Source organism: Roseicyclus sp. (assembly GCF_052168335.1).
Taxonomy (GTDB): domain Bacteria; phylum Pseudomonadota; class Alphaproteobacteria; order Rhodobacterales; family Rhodobacteraceae; genus Roseibacterium.
The window spans coordinates 1-15,329 of the sequence record NZ_JBQLZP010000194.1; the positions used below are offsets into that span (position 1 = coordinate 1).

At 72.2% G+C, this 15,329-nt stretch carries 15 protein-coding genes; all 15 read right to left on the reverse strand.

The features are described 5' to 3' along the window. Window positions 1-3: 3 nt before the first annotated feature. Window positions 4-1,659: a DNA repair protein RecN gene (recN, locus tag ACTS11_RS06050; protein WP_442639436.1), complete on the reverse strand. Its 1,656-nt coding sequence runs from the start codon at window positions 1,657-1,659 to the stop codon at window positions 4-6. Window positions 1,660-1,718: 59 nt separating this feature from the next. Then, window positions 1,719-2,621 carry an outer membrane protein assembly factor BamD gene (locus ACTS11_RS06055; RefSeq protein ID WP_442639437.1) on the reverse strand — a complete coding sequence of 301 codons (903 nt, stop codon included), beginning with the start codon at window positions 2,619-2,621 and terminating at the stop codon, window positions 1,719-1,721. 118 nt (window positions 2,622-2,739) lie between these two features. Then, a complete protein-coding gene (lpxC, locus tag ACTS11_RS06060; RefSeq protein WP_442639438.1) occupies window positions 2,740-3,657 on the reverse strand; it encodes a UDP-3-O-acyl-N-acetylglucosamine deacetylase in 918 nt (305 codons plus the stop codon). 313 nt (window positions 3,658-3,970) lie between these two features. After that, complete coding sequence (ftsZ, locus tag ACTS11_RS06065) at window positions 3,971-5,626, reverse strand: cell division protein FtsZ (protein ID WP_442639439.1); 1,656 nt, start codon at window positions 5,624-5,626, stop codon at window positions 3,971-3,973. Between the two features lie 212 nt (window positions 5,627-5,838). Beyond that, a complete protein-coding gene (gene ftsA, locus ACTS11_RS06070) occupies window positions 5,839-7,170 on the reverse strand; it encodes a cell division protein FtsA (protein ID WP_442639440.1) in 1,332 nt (443 codons plus the stop codon). After that, the gene (locus ACTS11_RS06075; protein WP_442639441.1) at window positions 7,167-8,084 is read right to left on the reverse strand and encodes a cell division protein FtsQ/DivIB; all 918 of its coding nucleotides are present in this window, start codon (window positions 8,082-8,084) and stop codon (window positions 7,167-7,169) included. Before ACTS11_RS06075 ends, ftsA begins: the two co-directional genes overlap by 4 nt. Further along, window positions 8,072-9,007: a D-alanine--D-alanine ligase gene (locus tag ACTS11_RS06080; RefSeq protein ID WP_442639442.1), complete on the reverse strand. Its 936-nt coding sequence runs from the start codon at window positions 9,005-9,007 to the stop codon at window positions 8,072-8,074. Before ACTS11_RS06080 ends, ACTS11_RS06075 begins: the two co-directional genes overlap by 13 nt. 92 nt (window positions 9,008-9,099) lie before the next feature. Beyond that, window positions 9,100-10,065: a UDP-N-acetylmuramate dehydrogenase gene (murB, locus tag ACTS11_RS06085; protein ID WP_442639443.1), complete on the reverse strand. Its 966-nt coding sequence runs from the start codon at window positions 10,063-10,065 to the stop codon at window positions 9,100-9,102. Window positions 10,066-10,108: 43 nt separating this feature from the next. Further along, complete coding sequence (locus ACTS11_RS06090; protein WP_442639444.1) at window positions 10,109-10,411, reverse strand: DUF2484 family protein; 303 nt, start codon at window positions 10,409-10,411, stop codon at window positions 10,109-10,111. 46 nt (window positions 10,412-10,457) lie between these two features. Then, window positions 10,458-10,745: a hypothetical protein gene (locus ACTS11_RS06095; protein ID WP_442639445.1), complete on the reverse strand. Its 288-nt coding sequence runs from the start codon at window positions 10,743-10,745 to the stop codon at window positions 10,458-10,460. Then, window positions 10,733-10,996, reverse strand: coding sequence for a DUF2484 family protein (locus tag ACTS11_RS06100; protein WP_442639446.1), 264 nt, complete (start codon window positions 10,994-10,996; stop codon window positions 10,733-10,735). The genes ACTS11_RS06095 and ACTS11_RS06100 overlap by 13 nt, the downstream gene beginning before the upstream one ends. Then, window positions 10,996-11,247: a DUF2484 family protein gene (locus tag ACTS11_RS06105; protein WP_442639447.1), complete on the reverse strand. Its 252-nt coding sequence runs from the start codon at window positions 11,245-11,247 to the stop codon at window positions 10,996-10,998. The genes ACTS11_RS06100 and ACTS11_RS06105 overlap by 1 nt, the downstream gene beginning before the upstream one ends. A gap of 31 nt (window positions 11,248-11,278) precedes the next feature. Next, on the reverse strand, window positions 11,279-12,715 hold the full coding sequence (murC, locus tag ACTS11_RS06110) for a UDP-N-acetylmuramate--L-alanine ligase (protein WP_442639448.1): 1,437 nt from the start codon (window positions 12,713-12,715) through the stop codon (window positions 11,279-11,281). Further along, window positions 12,712-13,824, reverse strand: a complete 1,113-nt coding sequence (locus ACTS11_RS06115; RefSeq protein WP_442639449.1) for a UDP-N-acetylglucosamine--N-acetylmuramyl-(pentapeptide) pyrophosphoryl-undecaprenol N-acetylglucosamine transferase — start codon at window positions 13,822-13,824, stop codon at window positions 12,712-12,714. The genes murC and ACTS11_RS06115 overlap by 4 nt, the downstream gene beginning before the upstream one ends. 19 nt (window positions 13,825-13,843) lie before the next feature. Further along, window positions 13,844-15,010 carry a peptidoglycan glycosyltransferase FtsW gene (locus ACTS11_RS06120; RefSeq protein ID WP_442639450.1) on the reverse strand — a complete coding sequence of 389 codons (1,167 nt, stop codon included), beginning with the start codon at window positions 15,008-15,010 and terminating at the stop codon, window positions 13,844-13,846. Window positions 15,011-15,329 lie beyond the last annotated feature (319 nt).

Consider the following 15,329-nt stretch of genomic DNA (forward strand, 5'->3'; position numbering starts at 1 on the left):
TCCTCAGGCCGCCCCCTGCAGCAGCGCGCGCGCCGCGGCCCGCGCTTCCTCCGTGATCCGGTCGCCCGAGAGCATCCGGGCCACCTCGTCGATCCGCGCCTCGGGGCCGAGCGGCTCGACCCGGCTCAGCGTCATGCCGGCCTCCACGGCCTTCGCCACCCGCCAGTGATGCGCGCCGAGGGCCGCGACCTGTGGCGAGTGCGTCACCACGAGCACCTGCCCGCCCTCGGCCAGCGCCGCGAGCCTGCGGCCCACCGCGTCCGCCGTGGCGCCGCCGACGCCCCGGTCGATCTCGTCGAAGATCAGCGTGAGGCCGCTGTCGTCGCGCGTGAGGCAGACCTTGAGCGCGAGGAGGAACCGCGAAAGCTCCCCGCCCGAGGCGATGCGGTTGAGCGGGCCGGAGGGCGCGCCGGGGTTGGTCGCCACCGTGAAGGTCACGGCGTCCGACCCGGTCGGCCCCGGCTCGGCGGGGCCGATCTCGGTCGCGAAGACCGCCCGCTCGAGCTTCAGCGGCGCGAGCTCGGTCGCCATCGCGGCATCGAGCCGCAAGGCCGCTTCCGCGCGCGCCGCGCTCAGCCGGTCCGCCGCCGCCCGCCAGGCCGCGGCCGCCGCCTCGTGCGCGGCGCCGAGCGACGCGATCTCCCCCGCCCCCCGGTCGAGCGCGGCCAGCCGCACCTCGAGCGTCTCGCCGAACGCCGCGAGGTCGTCGGGCGCCACGCCGTGCTTGCGCGCCAGTGCCCTGAGCGTGAAGAGCCGCTCCTCCGCCGCCTCCAGCTCCGTGGGGTTGAAGACCAGCGCCTCGCCGAAGCGCTCGACGCCGGACTGCGCCTCGGCCAGTTCCACCAGCGCCCGGTCGAGCGCCGCGAGCGCCGCGTCGAGCCCGCCCTCCGCCCGGTCGGCCACGCCCTCGAGCCAGCGGCGCGCGTCCGCGATCCGCCCCTCGGCCCCCTCGAAGGACAGCGCGGCGGCGGCGCGCGCCACGTCCGCGCGCATCTTCTCGGCCGCCTGCATCAGGCGGCGGCGCGCGTCGAGTTCGGCCTCCTCGCCCGGTTCGGGGGCGAGCTTGCGGATCTCCTCGGCGGCGTGGCGCAGGAAGTCCTCCTCGCGCCGCATCTCCGCGAGCCGCGTCTCGGCCTCCTCGAGCGCGCGGCGCGTCGCGGCGCGCGCCCGCCAGGCCTCGGCCACCGCGTCGCGGAGCTGCACGAGCCCGCCGAAATCGTCGAGCATCGCGCGGTGGTTCCGCGGGTCGAGGAGGCCCCGGTCGTCCTGTTGCCCGTGAAGTTCCACCAGCGCGTCCGACAGCGCGCGCAGCACCTCCCCGCTCGCCCGGCGGTCGTTGACCCAGGCGGTCTTGCGCCCGTCGGCGGTGTTCACGCGCCTGAGGATCAGCTCCTCCGCGCGCGGCAGGCCCGCCTCGGCCAGCACGGCCTGCGCCGGGTGCTCCAGCCCGATCTCGAAGACGGCCACGACCTCGCCCTGCTCCGCCCCGCTCCGCACGAGGTCGGCCCGCCCGCGCCAGCCGAGCACGAAGCCGAGCGCGTCGAGCAGGATCGACTTGCCCGCGCCCGTCTCGCCGGTCAGCACGTTCAGACCCGGCTGGAAGCCGAGCTCCAGCCGGTCGATGATCAGGAGGTCGCGGATGTCGAGGTGCCGAAGCATGGACGGAACCATCTAGCCGGCGGGGCGGCGATGCAAGGCCGCGCCCCGCCCCCCCGGTCTCAGAGCCAGTCGCCCCGCACGGTCTGGTCCCAGACTTCCCGGAGCCAGTTCTGCCCCGCGGCTTCCGGCGAGAGGCCCTGCCCGGTCAGCTGCCGGAAGGCGTCGTCGTAGAAGGGCGAGCCCTGGAAGTTGTAGCCGAGGATCGCGCCCGCGGTCTGCGCCTCGTCCGTCAGGCCGAGCGCGAGATAGGATTCCACCAGCCGCAGCAGCGCCTCGGGCGTATGGCTCGTGGTCTGGAACTCCTCGACCACGAGGCGGAAACGGTTGATCGCCGCCGTGTAGTGCTGACGCCGCAGGTAGTAGCGCCCGACCTCCATCTCGCGCGCGGCGAGCTGGTCGAAGGCCACGTCGAAGCGCAGCACCGCGTCCTGCGTGTAGTCGCTGTCCGGGTAGCGCTCGATCACCAGGCGCAGGTTCTGCAGCGCCTGCATCGTGATGGAGCTGTCGTTGCCGATCTGGTCCATCTGGTCGTAGTAGCTGAGCGCCACGAGATATTGCGCATAGGCCGCGTCCTCGTCGGCCGGGTAGAACTCGAGGAACCGCTGCGCCGCGATCCGGCTGTTCTCGTAGTCGCGGTCCTGGTGGTAGGCGAACGCCGACATGATGAGGCCGCGCCGCGCCCAGTCCGAATAGGGATGCAGCCGCTCGACCTCGCCGAAGAGCTCGGCCGCCCGGTCGGCGCGCCCGCGCTCGAGCTCCATCTCGGCCTGCTGGTAGATCGTCTGCGCGTCGAGGTCCTCGAGCGGGGCCTGCCGGTCGCGCGCCGCGAAGAGGCCGCCACCCCCGCCGAAGAGGCCGCCGCGGTCGCCCTCGCCGCCGCCGCAGGCCGCCAGAAGGCCCGCGAGCGCCAGAACGCCCAGGCGGCGCGTCCATGTCACGCTTGCCGATGTTGCCCGCTGCATGTGGTCCACCCCGCTCGTGTCGCGCAGCGCCAGTCGGCGCTTCGCCCGGTCGAAGCGGTCCTAGCACAAAGTTTTTTCGGGCAAAACGCCTGAAATGTCCGTGAGGCGGCGGCGGGCGTCAGGCGACGTGCGCCAGATCGGCGGCGTTCACGCCCATGCCGGGCAGGCGCGCGGCCTGCTCGGGCGTGCATTCCACGATGCGCGCGGCGCCGGGCGTCGCCATCAGCTTGCGCAGCAGGCGGTTCGTGAGCATGTGGCCCGCCCGCACGCCGGTATACCGCGCCAGAAGCGGCGCCCCCGCAAGCGCGAGGTCGCCGAGCGCGTCGAGCATCTTGTGGCGCACCGCCTCGTCCGCGTGGCGGAAGCCGCCGGGGCTGAGCACCACGTCGCCGTCCACGACGACGGCGTTGTCGTAGGTGCCGCCGAGCGCGAGGCCGGCGGCGTGCATCGCGTCCACGTCCGCCTGGCGGCAGAAGGTCCGGCTGTCGCAATATTCGCGCACGAAGCGACCGTTGGCGAGGTTCGCGACCCGGCGCTGGCGGCCGATCGCGGCGTCGGCGAAGTCGATGGAGAAGTCCATCTCGAGCCCTTCGGCCGGGCTGAGGCTGGCCGAGGCCTCGCCGTCGGCGACGGTGATCTCCTGCATCACGGCCAGCGCGAGAATGGGCGCGTCCTGGCGGCGGATGCCCGCGTCGAGGATGCCGCGCACGAAGGGCGCCGCCGAGCCGTCGAGGATCGGGACCTCGGGGCCGTCGACCTCGACCAGCGCGTTGTGGATGCCGCAGCCCGCGAGCGCGGCCATCACGTGCTCGACCGTCGAGACCGAGGCGCCGGTGTCGCCGTCGAGGCGGGTGCAGAGGCGGCTTTCGGGAACGCGGTCGTAGCGGGCGGGGATGAAGGGCTGGCCGGGCAGATCCATGCGGCGGAACCACAGGCCCATGCTGGCCGCGCGCGGGCGGATGGTCAGCCGCACGAGCCGCCCGGTATGGAGGCCCACCCCGCTGAAGGTCACGTCGGTGCCGATTGTCGCCTGCATGCGCTCACCCGTTGTCCCTTGCCCCGTGCCGTCTCCCGCGCTGCATGTCCCGGCCTTGTGGTCCGGCCATTCCGCCCATGCCGCGCACGGTCTTCCGGGGCCTCGCTGCTCCGTTCGTCGGAACAACTGCCTGTGAGTAGGGGCTACAGCCGGGCGAAGCCACTGACAATTCAACGTTTATGACGTGTTGCAACAAAGCCGACTCACGTCGGCATAAACCCGCCGACTTATCCACGGATTCCGCGTAAACACCTGATTTCCAAAAGAAAGAGGCCGGCGGAAAGCCGGCCTCCGTTGCAGGAATGTGACCGTTTCAGTTGGCCTGGCGGCGCAGGAAGGCGGGAATTTCGATCCGCTCCTGGTCGGGGTCGACCGCCTCCTCGTGGTGGCGCGCCGGGATGTGGCTCTGCGGCGGCGGCCCCGAGAAGGACGGCGTGCGCCGGGCGACGGGGGCGCTGCCCTCCTCGCCGTGGCCGGTCATGCGGTTGATCAGGTTGTTGATCGCGAACCGCGTGCGCGAGGGCTGCTGCGGCTCGGGCGCAGCGGCCTGGGGCTGCGCGGGCGCATCGGCGCGCGGCAGGTCGCGCTGGATCGCGTCCCGCAGGCGGGCGAGCGCCTCGGGCGTCGGCGTGTTCGAGGGCTCGGGCCTCGGCGCCAGGAAGCCGCCGTCCTGGCGCTGCACCCGCTGGATCGGCGCGGGCTGGAGCGCGGCGCGCGGCTGGGCGGCTGCGGGACGGTAGGCCGGGGGCGGCACGGCGTCGGCGGCCTCCTCCGGCTCGAACAGGTCGGCGGGGAGGTCGTCGTCCGCGAAGCTCTCGAAGAGCGAGGGCTCCGGCATCGGCTCGCGCCGGGCATCGTGACGCGCATCGTGACGGGGCTCGGCCACCGGGGCGGGCGCCGCCGCGACGGGTTCCTCCCGCGCGGGCTCGGCGGGACGGGTCCGCTTCTGCTGGATGGCGGCGGCGCTGTGAACCTCGCGCTGGTGCTCGGCCGCCTCGGCGGAGACGTCGATGCCGGTGGCGACGACGGAGACGCGCATCCGCCCCTCCATCTTCTCGTCGAGCGTGGAGCCGACGATGATGTTGGCGTCCGGGTCCACTTCCTCGCGGATGCGGTTCGCGGCCTCGTCGAGCTCGAACAGCGTCAGATCGTAGCCGCCGGTCACGTTGATGAGCACGCCGCGCGCGCCCTTGAGGCTGATCTCGTCGAGGAGCGGGTTGGCGATGGCCTTCTCGGCGGCCTGGAGCGCGCGGGTGTCGCCATCGGCCTCGCCGGTGCCCATCATGGCCTTGCCCATCTCGTTCATCACCGCGCGGACGTCGGCGAAGTCGAGGTTGATGAGGCCGGGCCGCACCATGAGGTCGGTCACGCCCTTCACGCCCTGATAGAGCACGTCGTCGGCCATCGCGAAGGCCTCGGTGAAGGTGGTCTTCTCGTTGGCGAGGCGGAACAGGTTCTGGTTCGGGATGATGATGAGCGTGTCGACGACCTTCTGGAGGGCCTCGATCCCCTCGTCGGCCTGCCGCATCCGCTTGTTGCCCTCGAACTGGAAGGGCTTGGTCACGACGCCGACGGTCAGGACGCCCAGCTCGCGCGCGGCCTGCGCGATGATCGGCGCGGCGCCCGTGCCCGTGCCGCCGCCCATGCCGGCGGTGATGAAGGCCATGTGCGCCCCGGCGAGGTGATCGACGATCTCCTCGATCGATTCCTCGGCCGCCGAGGCGCCGACGGCGGGACGCGCGCCCGCGCCGAGCCCCTCGGTCACGCGCGCGCCCATCTGGATGCGGGCCGCGGCCTTGGACTGCGCAAGCGCCTGCGCGTCGGTGTTCGCGACGACGAACTCGCAGCCCTCGAGCGCCTGGTCGATCATGTTGTTGACCGCGTTGCCGCCCGCCCCGCCCACGCCGAAGACGGTGATGCGAGGTTTGAGGTCCTGCCGCGAGTCGGGCATGGTGAGATTGAGTGTCATCGCTCTGTCCGCCTGTTGCCCCGGTGCGCCCGGGTCATTTCAGAAATGGCCAGCGGTCTGACGCCGTTTTGGCCGTAGCTGCCTCGCTATTTCCCAACAACTTAACGATTCCACCCCCGCGCGTCACGCGGAAAATGGCAATTGCGCGCGAAATGTGGGGCGGAATTCCGCCGAGGCTCCAGCCGGTAGGGTCGAAGCCCCAGATGCGGGGCTCACCAGTTGTCGCGGAACCAGCGGACGGCGCGCTTGAGGCTCCGCGCCGGGTAGCGGTCCGCCGGCGTCTCGAAGTCCCACCACTCGTCCTGCGGGTGCGCGGCGAAGAGCGCGAGGCCGACGCAGGCCGAGAAGGCCGGGCCGCAGGCCGATTGCGGCAGGCCCTGCACGCGCAGCGGCCGCCCGAGGCGCACCTGGTTGCCGAGGATGCGCGAGGCCAGCCCGTCGAGCCCCGGCAGGAGGCTCGCGCCCCCCGTCAGCACGATGCGCTGCGAGGGCAGGTGCTCGAACCCCGCCGCGTCGAGGCGGGCCCGCGTCTCCTCGAGGATCTCCTCGACGCGGGGCCGCATGACGCCGATGAGCTCCGAGCGCGAGACCTTGCGCCGGTCGTGGTGCCAGTCGCCGGTCTCGCTCTCCAGTTCGATGATCTCGCGGTCGTCCATGCCGGTCGCCATCACGCCGCCGAAGCGCGTCTTGATCCGCTCGGCATGGGCCATCGGGATCTGGAGGCCGTGGGAGATGTCGGAGGTGACGTGGTCCCCGCCCATCCGCACCGTGTCGGCGAAGATCATGTGTTTCTTGATGAAGATCGAGAGCGAGGTCGCCCCCCCGCCCATGTCGATGCAGGCCGCGCCCAGTTCCTGCTCGTCCTCGACGAGGCTCGAGATGCCCGCGACGTAGGGCGCGCTGGCCAGCCCCGCGAGTTCCAGGTCGCAGCGCTTGACGCAATGGAGCAGCGTCTCGATCGCGGCGCCCTCGATCGTCAGGAGGTGCATGTCGACGGCCAGGCGGTTGCCCACGTGCCCGCGCGGATCGGCGAGGCCGGTGCGGTGGTCGAGCGAGAAGTTCACCGGCTGGGCGTGCAGCACCTCGCGGCCGTGGCCGATATCCGGCACGTCGCAGGCGCCGAGCACGCGCGCGATGTCGGCATCCTCGACCGTGCCGGTCTGCAGGACCGCCTCGCCGTCGAGGCCGTAGCTCCGCGGCCGCCCCCCGGCGAGCGCGACGATCACGTGGTCCACCCGCGTCTGCGCCATCTTCTGCGCGGCCTGCACCGCGGTGCGGATCGCGCGCTCGGTCTCCTGCACGGTGTCGATCTCGCCGAACCTGACCCCGCGCGAGCGCGTGGTCGCGGCGCCGATGACGCGGAAGCCCGCCTGCCCCGCCATCGCCCCGATCCCCTCGCCGCGCGGCGCGTCGGTCTCGTCGAAGCGCAGAACGAGACAGGCGATCTTGAAGGTTCCGATGTCGAGGACGGCGACGACGCCGCGGCGCATCGCCTGCTCGCGCTTGGCCCGCATGGCCCGCTGGGACTGGTAGAGCAGGTTCATCCGCGTTCTTCTCCAGGAGGGATCACGCCCGAGCGGACCTGCTGGAGCGTCTCCAGCGCCTCGGGCGTCAGTTGAACGGTCATCCGCGCGGGGTTGCGCATGTCGATGCGCACGAGGTCGCGGTCGAGGATCCGCTGCACGTCGTGCAGGAGCAGCACCTCGTCGAGCGCGGCGCGCGCGCCGTCGGCCGGCAGGAGGATGCGCGGCCCCTCGCGCAGGACCACGTCCCAGCGCCGCTCGCCCACCCGCACGAGCCCGAGGAGCCGGTCGCCGAGCGGCCGCGCGGCGGCGAAGAGGACCAGCGCCTCGTCCACCATCCGCTCGGCCCCGCGCCCCGCGACCATCGGCAGGGGCGTCTCCAGCTCGCGGTCCGCCAGCGCCGCCACCACCTCGCCCTCGGCGTCGATCAGGACGGTCTCGGCCCGCGTCTGCCAGACCAGCGCCGGGACCCGTTCGGCCACGGTGACGGAGAGGTATCCCCCGCCGTTGATCCGCACATCCGCCGAGAGGACGGCGGGCAGCGCCTCGACCCGCTCGCGCAGCGCGGCGAGGTCGATGTCGAAGGAGGACATCGGCAACTCGATCCGGAGCGCGGCGCGCACCTCCTCGGTGACGGCGGGGCTCGCGCCTTCGATGGAAAGGATGTTGACGCGGAACTCGGGGCGGCCCTCGATCTCGTGGCGGATCTCGGCGACCTGCTCGCGGATCGCGGTCATCTTGGCCTCGTCGGTGACGACCCAGGCCACCGGCGCGAGGACCAGCGCCAGCGGCAGGCCCACGCGCAGGAGCCCCCGGAACAGCGGCGTCAGCCACAGCCGTTGCGCCCGGTAGGTCAGCCGCGAGGGCGCCGGGTCGGGGCGCGGGCGCGGCAGGGGCACGGGGCCCGTCTCGCGGCGGGCGATCAGCGGTCGCATGAAGCGTCCTCCACGAGCCAGCGGCAGAGCGCGCCGAAGGAGATGCCCTTCGCCTCCGCCTGTTCGGGGGTGAGCGAGGTGGGCGTCATGCCGGGCTGGGTGTTGGTCTCGAGCAGCACCAGGCCCTCGAGCCCCCGCGCCTCGTCCCAGCGGAAGTCGGTGCGGCTGACGCCCCGGCAGCCGAGCGCGCGGTGCGCGCGCGTCGCGTAGTCCATGCAGGCGTCGAAGATCGCGGGCGGCACCTCGGCCGGCACGACGTGGCGCGAGCCGCCGGGCCGGTACTTGGCGTCGTAGTCGTACCAGCCGTCGGTCAGGATGTCGGTCACGGTCAGCGCGCCCGGATCGCCCTCGCCCGCGCCCATGACCGAGCAGGTCAGCTCCCGCCCCCGGACATAGGCCTCGACCATCACGGTCCCGGGCATCTCGTCGGACAGTTTCGGGGGATCGTTCGCGCCCTCGGTCACGAGGTAGACGCCGACCGAGGAGCCCTCGTTGTTGGGCTTCACCACGTAGGGCGGCGCCATGACGTGCCGGGCCATCACCTCGGCCTTGTCGCGGATCACGCTGTCGACCACGGGCAGGCCGTGGGCGCGGTAGACGTCCTTCGTCCGCGTCTTGTCCATGGCCAGCGCCGAGGCCAGCACGCCCGAATGGGTATAGGGGATGCGGAGCCATTCCAGGAGGCCCTGCACGCAGCCGTCCTCGCCCCAGCGGCCGTGCAGCGCGTTGAAGACGACATCGGGGCGGGTCTCGTGCAGGCGCGCGGCGAGGTCGGGGCCGGCATCGACCTCGATCACCTCGTAGCCTTCGCTCCGCAACGCCTCGACGCAGCCACGTCCCGTGCTGAGCGACACCTCGCGCTCGGCAGAGGGACCGCCCATCAGGACCACGACGCGGGAGGCAGGTCTGCTCGAACCTGTCACCACCTGAGCCTCTGTCTGCCGCCGGGTCTGGCGCCCGGTCGGCGTTCGTGTTGCCGCCCCCGTCTTTCGCGGGGGTCGTCCGGGCCGCGCGCTCAGCCTTCGCCGGGTGCGCTCTCGCCCTGCACACGCGCCGGTCGCCCGACGCGCATGATTTCCCAGTGTAGCTCTATTCCGCTGTGCTCGAAAACCCTTTTTCGCACCTCCTCGCCCAGCCCCTCGAGCTCGGCCGCCGTGGCGCCGCCGGTGTTGACGAGGAAGTTCGGGTGCTTGGGCGACATCTGCGCGCCGCCGCGCGTGGCGCCGCGCAGGCCCGCGTCGTCGATGACCTTCCAGGCCTTCAGCTCGTGCGTGTCGTCGGCCTGCCCGGTCGAGGAGAACCCGGCCGGGTTGCGGAAGGTGGACCCCGCGCTCCGGTCCTTCACGGGCTGGGTCGCGTCGCGGCGGGCGAGCTGCTCCGCCATGCGCGCCTCGAGGTCGGCCGGATCGCCCGCGGGCGCGCGGAACGTGACGGAGGTGACGACGGCATCGGGCGGCAGGTCGGTCTGGCGGTAGGCGAAGGCGATGTCGCCCTTGCCGAAGGTCCGGCGCGTGCCGTCGCGGAGCACGATCTCCGCCGCCTCGAACCGGTCGGCCACGTAGGTTCCGTAGCAGCCCGCGTTCATCCGCAGCGCGCCGCCGATGGAGCCGGGGATCGTGCGCAGGAAGGTGAGGTCGAGCCCCGCCTCCGCCGCGCGCTTCGCCACCTGCGCGTCGAGCGCGGCCGCCCCCGCGGTAACGCTGTCGCCGTCGATCTCGATGCCGTTGAAGCCGCGCCCGAGGCGGATCACCACGCCCTCGATGCCGCCGTCCCGCACGATCAGGTTCGAGCCCACGCCCATCGCAAAGACCGGCACGGCGGGGTCGAGGCCCGCGAGGAAGGCGGCAAGGTCGTCCGCGTCCGCCGGCTGGAAGAGCCAGTCCGCCGGCCCGCCCACGCGCAGCCATGTCAGCTCGGACAGATCGCGCGCGGGCGTCAGGCGGCCCCGGACGGGCGGAAGAACGGTCTCGGTCTGCGTCATGCGCCGTCTCTAGCCCTTGCGCGGGCGCGCTGCCAGCCCGGCGTCATTTGCCCGGCGTGTCGTGGTCGGGCCGCATCTCCGGCGCCTCCTCGCGCTCGACGCGCACGACGATGCGGCGCATCCGCTCGGCCGCGCGCAGGAGCGGCCAGCGCAGGACCGAGGCCCCGGCGGCGAGACAGATGAGGCCGGGAACCGGGCCGGTCTGCCAGGTGACGTAGCCCAGAAGCGGGATGCCCGTGGCGATCAGCACCCAGGCGGCGGGCCAGTGGAAGCGCTGCGGCGCCATTCCGGCGAGCCCCGCCGCGAGGCCCCAGACGCAGGCCAGCACGATGGAGAGCGGCATCATGCCCTTCCCTCCCTGCCCGGGGCATGCCGGAAGAGGCCCGCGCCGCTCATTCCCCGAACTCCTGCCGTTCCTCGGCCCGGCGCACGATGTGGCCGACGATGCAGCCGATGGCCGAGAAGACCGCGATGAGCACGAAGAGGAACAGGATGATGATGCTGCCGAAGCCCCGGCTCTGCTCGGAGACCGCGATCATGTCGACCCAGACGACGCCGAGCGCGCCCAGTCCGAGCGCGAGCAGCGGCATCCCCCAGCCCCAGCCCGCCCGGCGCAGCCGCACGAACTGGAACGACGCGACGGGAAATGCCAGGAAGAGGACGAGGATCACCAGCTCCATGCGCCCTCCTCCGGGTCGCGCCCGGCCGTGTCGGAGGTCCCGCGCGCCGAGGTGGCGATCAGGGCCGAGACCCCGACGAAGAGCGCCAGAAGCCCGATGACCGGCCCGGTCTCGTAGGTGACGTAGCCCAGAAGCGGGATGCCCGTGGCGATCAGCGCCCAGGCGGCGGGCCAGCGCAAGCGCCGCGGCGCCAAGGCGGCGATCCCCGCCGCAAGGACCCAGAGACAGGCGAGGAGCAGGGACAGCGGCATCATGTCTCTCCCGTGAAGCGGCGCCCGACATGCCGCGCGAGCGCGGCGAGCGGCCGGCGATACATGGACAGGACCGCGAAGAGGACGGCGGCAAGCCAGGGCCAGCCGACCTCCACGCCGACGAAGGCGGCGAGGGGCAGCGCGAGCACGAGGAGCGCGCCGCCCGGCAGATACTGGTAACGCATCGGCAGCATCGCGACGATCGCCGCCGCCAGCACCCAGAGGCAGGCGAGGATCAGCGAGAGCGGCATGGAGCGCCCTCCCCGTGTCGCGCCCGGCCCGTCATCCTGAAACCACCTTCTTCTCGAGGTCCGCGAGCCGCGCGGGCAGCGCGTTGGCCCAGGCCGAGATCGTGCCCGCGCCGAGGCAGACCACGATGTCGCCCGGCCGCGCCTGCTCGCGCACGAGGCGCTCGAGGTCGTCCTCGGAGGTCACGGCGCGCGCGTGGCGGTGGCCGTGGCGGATCAGGCCCTGCACGAGATCGTCGCGCGAAGCGCCGGGGATCGGCTCCTCTCCCGCGGCGTAGACCTCGGAGATGCCGACCACGTCGGCGTCGTTGAAGCAGGCGCAGAACTCCTCGAACAGCGTGGAGAGCCGCGTGTAGCGGTGCGGCTGGTGGACCGCGATGACGCGGGCGCGCGGCGTGTCGGCGACGGCCTGCCGCGCGGCCTTCAGCACCGCCGCGATCTCCACCGGGTGATGGCCGTAATCGTCGATGATGGCGATGCCGCCCACCTCGCCCACGCGGGTGAAGCGCCGGTTCACGCCGCCGAAGCCCGCCAGTGCGTCGCGGATCTCGGAGGTCTTGAGCCCGAGATGGCGCGCGACCGCCACGGCGGCCAGCGCGTTCGACACGTTGTGGTCGCCCGGCATCGGCAGCGAGCAGCCCTCGATCACCTTGTCCTCGGCCTGGAGCGCGATGTCGAAATGCGCGATCCCGCCCTTGTAGCGGAGGTTCACCGCCCGCACGTCGGCCTGCGCGTTGAAGCCGAAGGTCACGACGCGCCGGTCGGTGATGCGGCCCACCAGCGCCTGCACCTCGGGATGATCGGTGCAGCAGACGGCGATCCCGTAGAAGGGGATGTTCGACACGAAGTCGAGGAAGCCCTGCCGGAGACGCTCGATCGAGCCCCAGTGCTCCATGTGCTCGGGGTCGATGTTGGTGACGATGGCGATGGTCGCGGGCAGGCGGTTGAAGGTGCCGTCGCTCTCGTCGGCCTCGACCACCATCCACTCGCCCTGCCCGACCCGCGCGTTCGAGCCGTAGGCGTGGATGATGCCGCCGTTCACCACCGTCGGGTCCATCCCGCCCGCGTCGAGCAGCGTCGCCACCAGCGTCGTCGTCGTCGTCTTCCCGTGCGTGCCCGCCACCGCGATGTTCGAGCGCAGGCGCATCAGCTCGGCCAGCATCTCGGCGCGGCGAACGACCGGCAGGCCGCGCGCGCGGGCGGCGTCGAGTTCGGGGTTGCCGGTCTTGATGGCGGAGGAGATCACCACGACCTCGGCGCCCTCGAGGTTCCCGGCCTTCTGCCCGATGAAGACGCGCGCGCCCAGCTCCTCGAGCCGGGCGGTGATCTTCGAGGGCTTCAGGTCCGAGCCCTGCACCTGGTAGCCGTGGTTCAGCAGCACCTCGGCGATGCCGGACATGCCGATGCCCCCGATGCCCACGAAGTGGATCGGCCCGAGCTGCGTCGGGAGCTTGGTGGCGGCGGCGTTCATGGCTGGTCCTTCCTGCCCTGGCGGGCGAGATCCTCGACGAGCGCGACGAGGCGCTCGGTGGCGTCGGGAACCGAGACCGACAGCGCGGCCTCGGCCATGCGCATCGCGGCGTCGGGTTGGGTGAGCACGGCCTCTATGGTTTCGGCCAGAACCTCGGGCGTCAGGCGGCGCTCGGGGATGAGCACGGCGGCCTCGGCATCGACGGGCCCGCGCGCGTTCGCCGTCTGCTCGTCGCGGATCGCGATTGCAAGCGGAATGTAGATCGCGGGCCGCCCCACCACGCAGATATCCGCGACGGAGGACGCGCCCGAGCGCGCGATGACGAGCTGCGCCTCGGTCAGGCGGCGGGGCATGTCGGTGAAGAAGGGCTCGACTTCGGCCCGGACCTCGAGCCGGGCGTAGGCCTCGGACACGCGCTCGATGTCCTCGGGGCGTGCCTGCTGGGCCACGCGCAGCCGGTCGCGCAGCCGCTCGGGCAGCAGCGCGACGGCGGCGGGCACGGTGTCCGACAGGATGCGCGCGCCCTGGCTGCCGCCGAAGACCAGGAGGCTGAGCGGCCAGTCGCCCGGCGGCATGTAGGGCGCGCCCGCCCGGTCGCGGATCGCGGCGCGGACCGGGTTGCCGGTATGCACGCCCGCGACGCCCGCGGGCAGCACCGTGGGCCAGGTGCCGCAGGCGACGAAATGGACGCGGCGCGCGAAGACGCGGTTGACCCGGCCGAGGACGCCGTTCTGCTCGTGGATCGCGCGCGGCCGCCGGGTGATCCACGCCGCCGCCATGGCGGGAATGGCGGGATAGCCGCCGAAGCCGATCACCACAGCGGGACGCTCGCGCAGCATCCGGAGCGACGCCTGGACGATCCCCGCCGCGATCTGGAAGGGGGCCGCGAGCTTGGCCAGGACCCCGCCCCGCGCGAAGGTCGAGGAGGCGACGCGCCGGATCTCGACCACGTGCGGGAAGCCGCCCGCGTAGCGCGCCCCGCGCGCGTCGGTCGAAAGCGTCACCCGCCAGCCGCGGCGCACCATCGCCTCGGCCAGCGCCTGGGCGGGGAACATGTGCCCGCCCGTGCCGCCCGCGGCGATGATCAGGTGTGGTGCGCCGGTCGTCATTGGGTGGCCGCCCCCGGTCTCAACGGTGCCGCGACAGCAGGATGTCGCCGATCTCGCCCTGCGGACGCGTCCGGGTGAAACACAAGAGCATCCCCACCGCAATGCCCATGGCGATGAGCGAGGAGCCCCCGTAGCTCACGAAGGGAAGGGTCATTCCCTTGGCCGGCAACAATCGCACCGCAACGCCCAGATTGATGAACGCCTGAAGGGCAATCAGGCTGACGATGCCCGTCCCCGCAAGGCGGATGAACGGGTCGCGCTCGCGCATCAGGCGGAAGAAGGCGCGCGTCGCGATCGTCGCGTAGAGCGCGATGATGATGAAGACGAGGACGAGGCCGTATTCCTCGGCCGCCACCGCGATGATGAAGTCGGTATGCGCGTCCGGCAGCGTCCACTTGACCGAGCCCTCGCCGAGGCCCGCCCCGAAGAGCCCGCCGTTCCGGATCGCGTCGGTCGCGAAGCCGAGCTGCGTCGTGGGATCGACCTCGGCCGAGAGGAAGCCGTCGATCCGGCGGGCGAAGTGCTCGGAGCTCTCGTAGGCGACGAAGCCCGCGAAGCCCACGGCCAGCGCGACGCCCACCAGGATCGTCATCGGCGCGCCCGCCACGAAGTAGATGACCGACCAGGCGAAGACGATCAGCGCCGCCTGCCCGAAATCCGGCTGCATCGCGAGGAAGGCGACGATCGTGACAGTGACGGCCAGCGAGACCGTCTTGCCCGGCGGGCCTGCGATCTCGGAGCTGGCGGCGATCATCCAGGCGGTGAAGACGACGTAGACCGGCTTGAGAAACTCCGACGGCTGCACCGAGGCGAAGCCCAGCGAGTACCAGCGCACCGCCCCCTGCCCGAAATCCGTGCCGAAGACCGGCAGGAGCATCAGCGCCGCCACCGCGCCGAAGAAGCCGAGGACCGCGAGGCGGCGCACCGTCACGGGCGACATCATCGACACCAGCACCATCACCGCCAGCGCCATGCCGCCGAAGGCGAACTGGCGGATGACGTAGTGGAATGGCTCGAGCCCGTTGCGCTGCGCCAGCGGCGGCGAGGCGGCGAAGCCCAGGAGGATGCCGATCGCGAAGAGCGAGAGGATGCACCCGATCGTGACCCGATCGACCGTCCGCCACCAGCGCGGCAGAACCGCCTCGCCGGACTGCACGACAATCGTGCCATGCGCGATTTCCGTCATGTTGCCTGCCCGGACCTTGCGGCCCCTGTATCTTGTATGCGGCGGTTTCCGCTCGCGTTTCTGCTCGTCCGCCCGGGTTGGCCCCGGATCGGTGAGCGTAAGCATACCCCGAAACGGAGCGCGGGGCCAGCGAAGATGCGCCCGCGCACGCTTCGGATGAACCGTTCGGGGCATCGCACGTTGGCGTCCCATGTCGACCGAGACGCAGAACCGGGTCCTCAGATCCCTCGACGCCGCGACCCGGAGGTCCGTCACGGCCGCCTGCGAGCCCGTGAAGCTCCGCGCGCGGACCGTCCTGAACCGCGCCGGCGAGACGACG

What these genes read in the sequence shown, in the direction of transcription:
- recN (WP_442639436.1), bottom strand. Translation starts at nt 1,659, where the DNA reads ATGCTTCGGCACCTCGACATCCGCGACCTCCTGATCATCGACCGGCTG.
- ACTS11_RS06055 (WP_442639437.1), bottom strand. Translation starts at nt 2,621, where the DNA reads ATGCAGCGGGCAACATCGGCAAGCGTGACATGGACGCGCCGCCTGGGC.
- lpxC (WP_442639438.1), bottom strand. Translation starts at nt 3,657, where the DNA reads ATGCAGGCGACAATCGGCACCGACGTGACCTTCAGCGGGGTGGGCCTC.
- ftsZ (WP_442639439.1), bottom strand. Translation starts at nt 5,626, where the DNA reads ATGACACTCAATCTCACCATGCCCGACTCGCGGCAGGACCTCAAACCT.
- ftsA (WP_442639440.1), bottom strand. Translation starts at nt 7,170, where the DNA reads ATGAACCTGCTCTACCAGTCCCAGCGGGCCATGCGGGCCAAGCGCGAG.
- ACTS11_RS06075 (WP_442639441.1), bottom strand. Translation starts at nt 8,084, where the DNA reads ATGCGACCGCTGATCGCCCGCCGCGAGACGGGCCCCGTGCCCCTGCCG.
- murB (WP_442639443.1), bottom strand. Translation starts at nt 10,065, where the DNA reads ATGACGCAGACCGAGACCGTTCTTCCGCCCGTCCGGGGCCGCCTGACG.
- ACTS11_RS06090 (WP_442639444.1), bottom strand. Translation starts at nt 10,411, where the DNA reads ATGATGCCGCTCTCCATCGTGCTGGCCTGCGTCTGGGGCCTCGCGGCG.
- ACTS11_RS06095 (WP_442639445.1), bottom strand. Translation starts at nt 10,745, where the DNA reads ATGGAGCTGGTGATCCTCGTCCTCTTCCTGGCATTTCCCGTCGCGTCG.
- ACTS11_RS06100 (WP_442639446.1), bottom strand. Translation starts at nt 10,996, where the DNA reads ATGCCGCTGTCCCTGCTCCTCGCCTGTCTCTGGGTCCTTGCGGCGGGG.
- ACTS11_RS06105 (WP_442639447.1), bottom strand. Translation starts at nt 11,247, where the DNA reads ATGCCGCTCTCGCTGATCCTCGCCTGCCTCTGGGTGCTGGCGGCGGCG.
- murC (WP_442639448.1), bottom strand. Translation starts at nt 12,715, where the DNA reads ATGAACGCCGCCGCCACCAAGCTCCCGACGCAGCTCGGGCCGATCCAC.
- ACTS11_RS06115 (WP_442639449.1), bottom strand. Translation starts at nt 13,824, where the DNA reads ATGACGACCGGCGCACCACACCTGATCATCGCCGCGGGCGGCACGGGC.
- ACTS11_RS06120 (WP_442639450.1), bottom strand. Translation starts at nt 15,010, where the DNA reads ATGACGGAAATCGCGCATGGCACGATTGTCGTGCAGTCCGGCGAGGCG.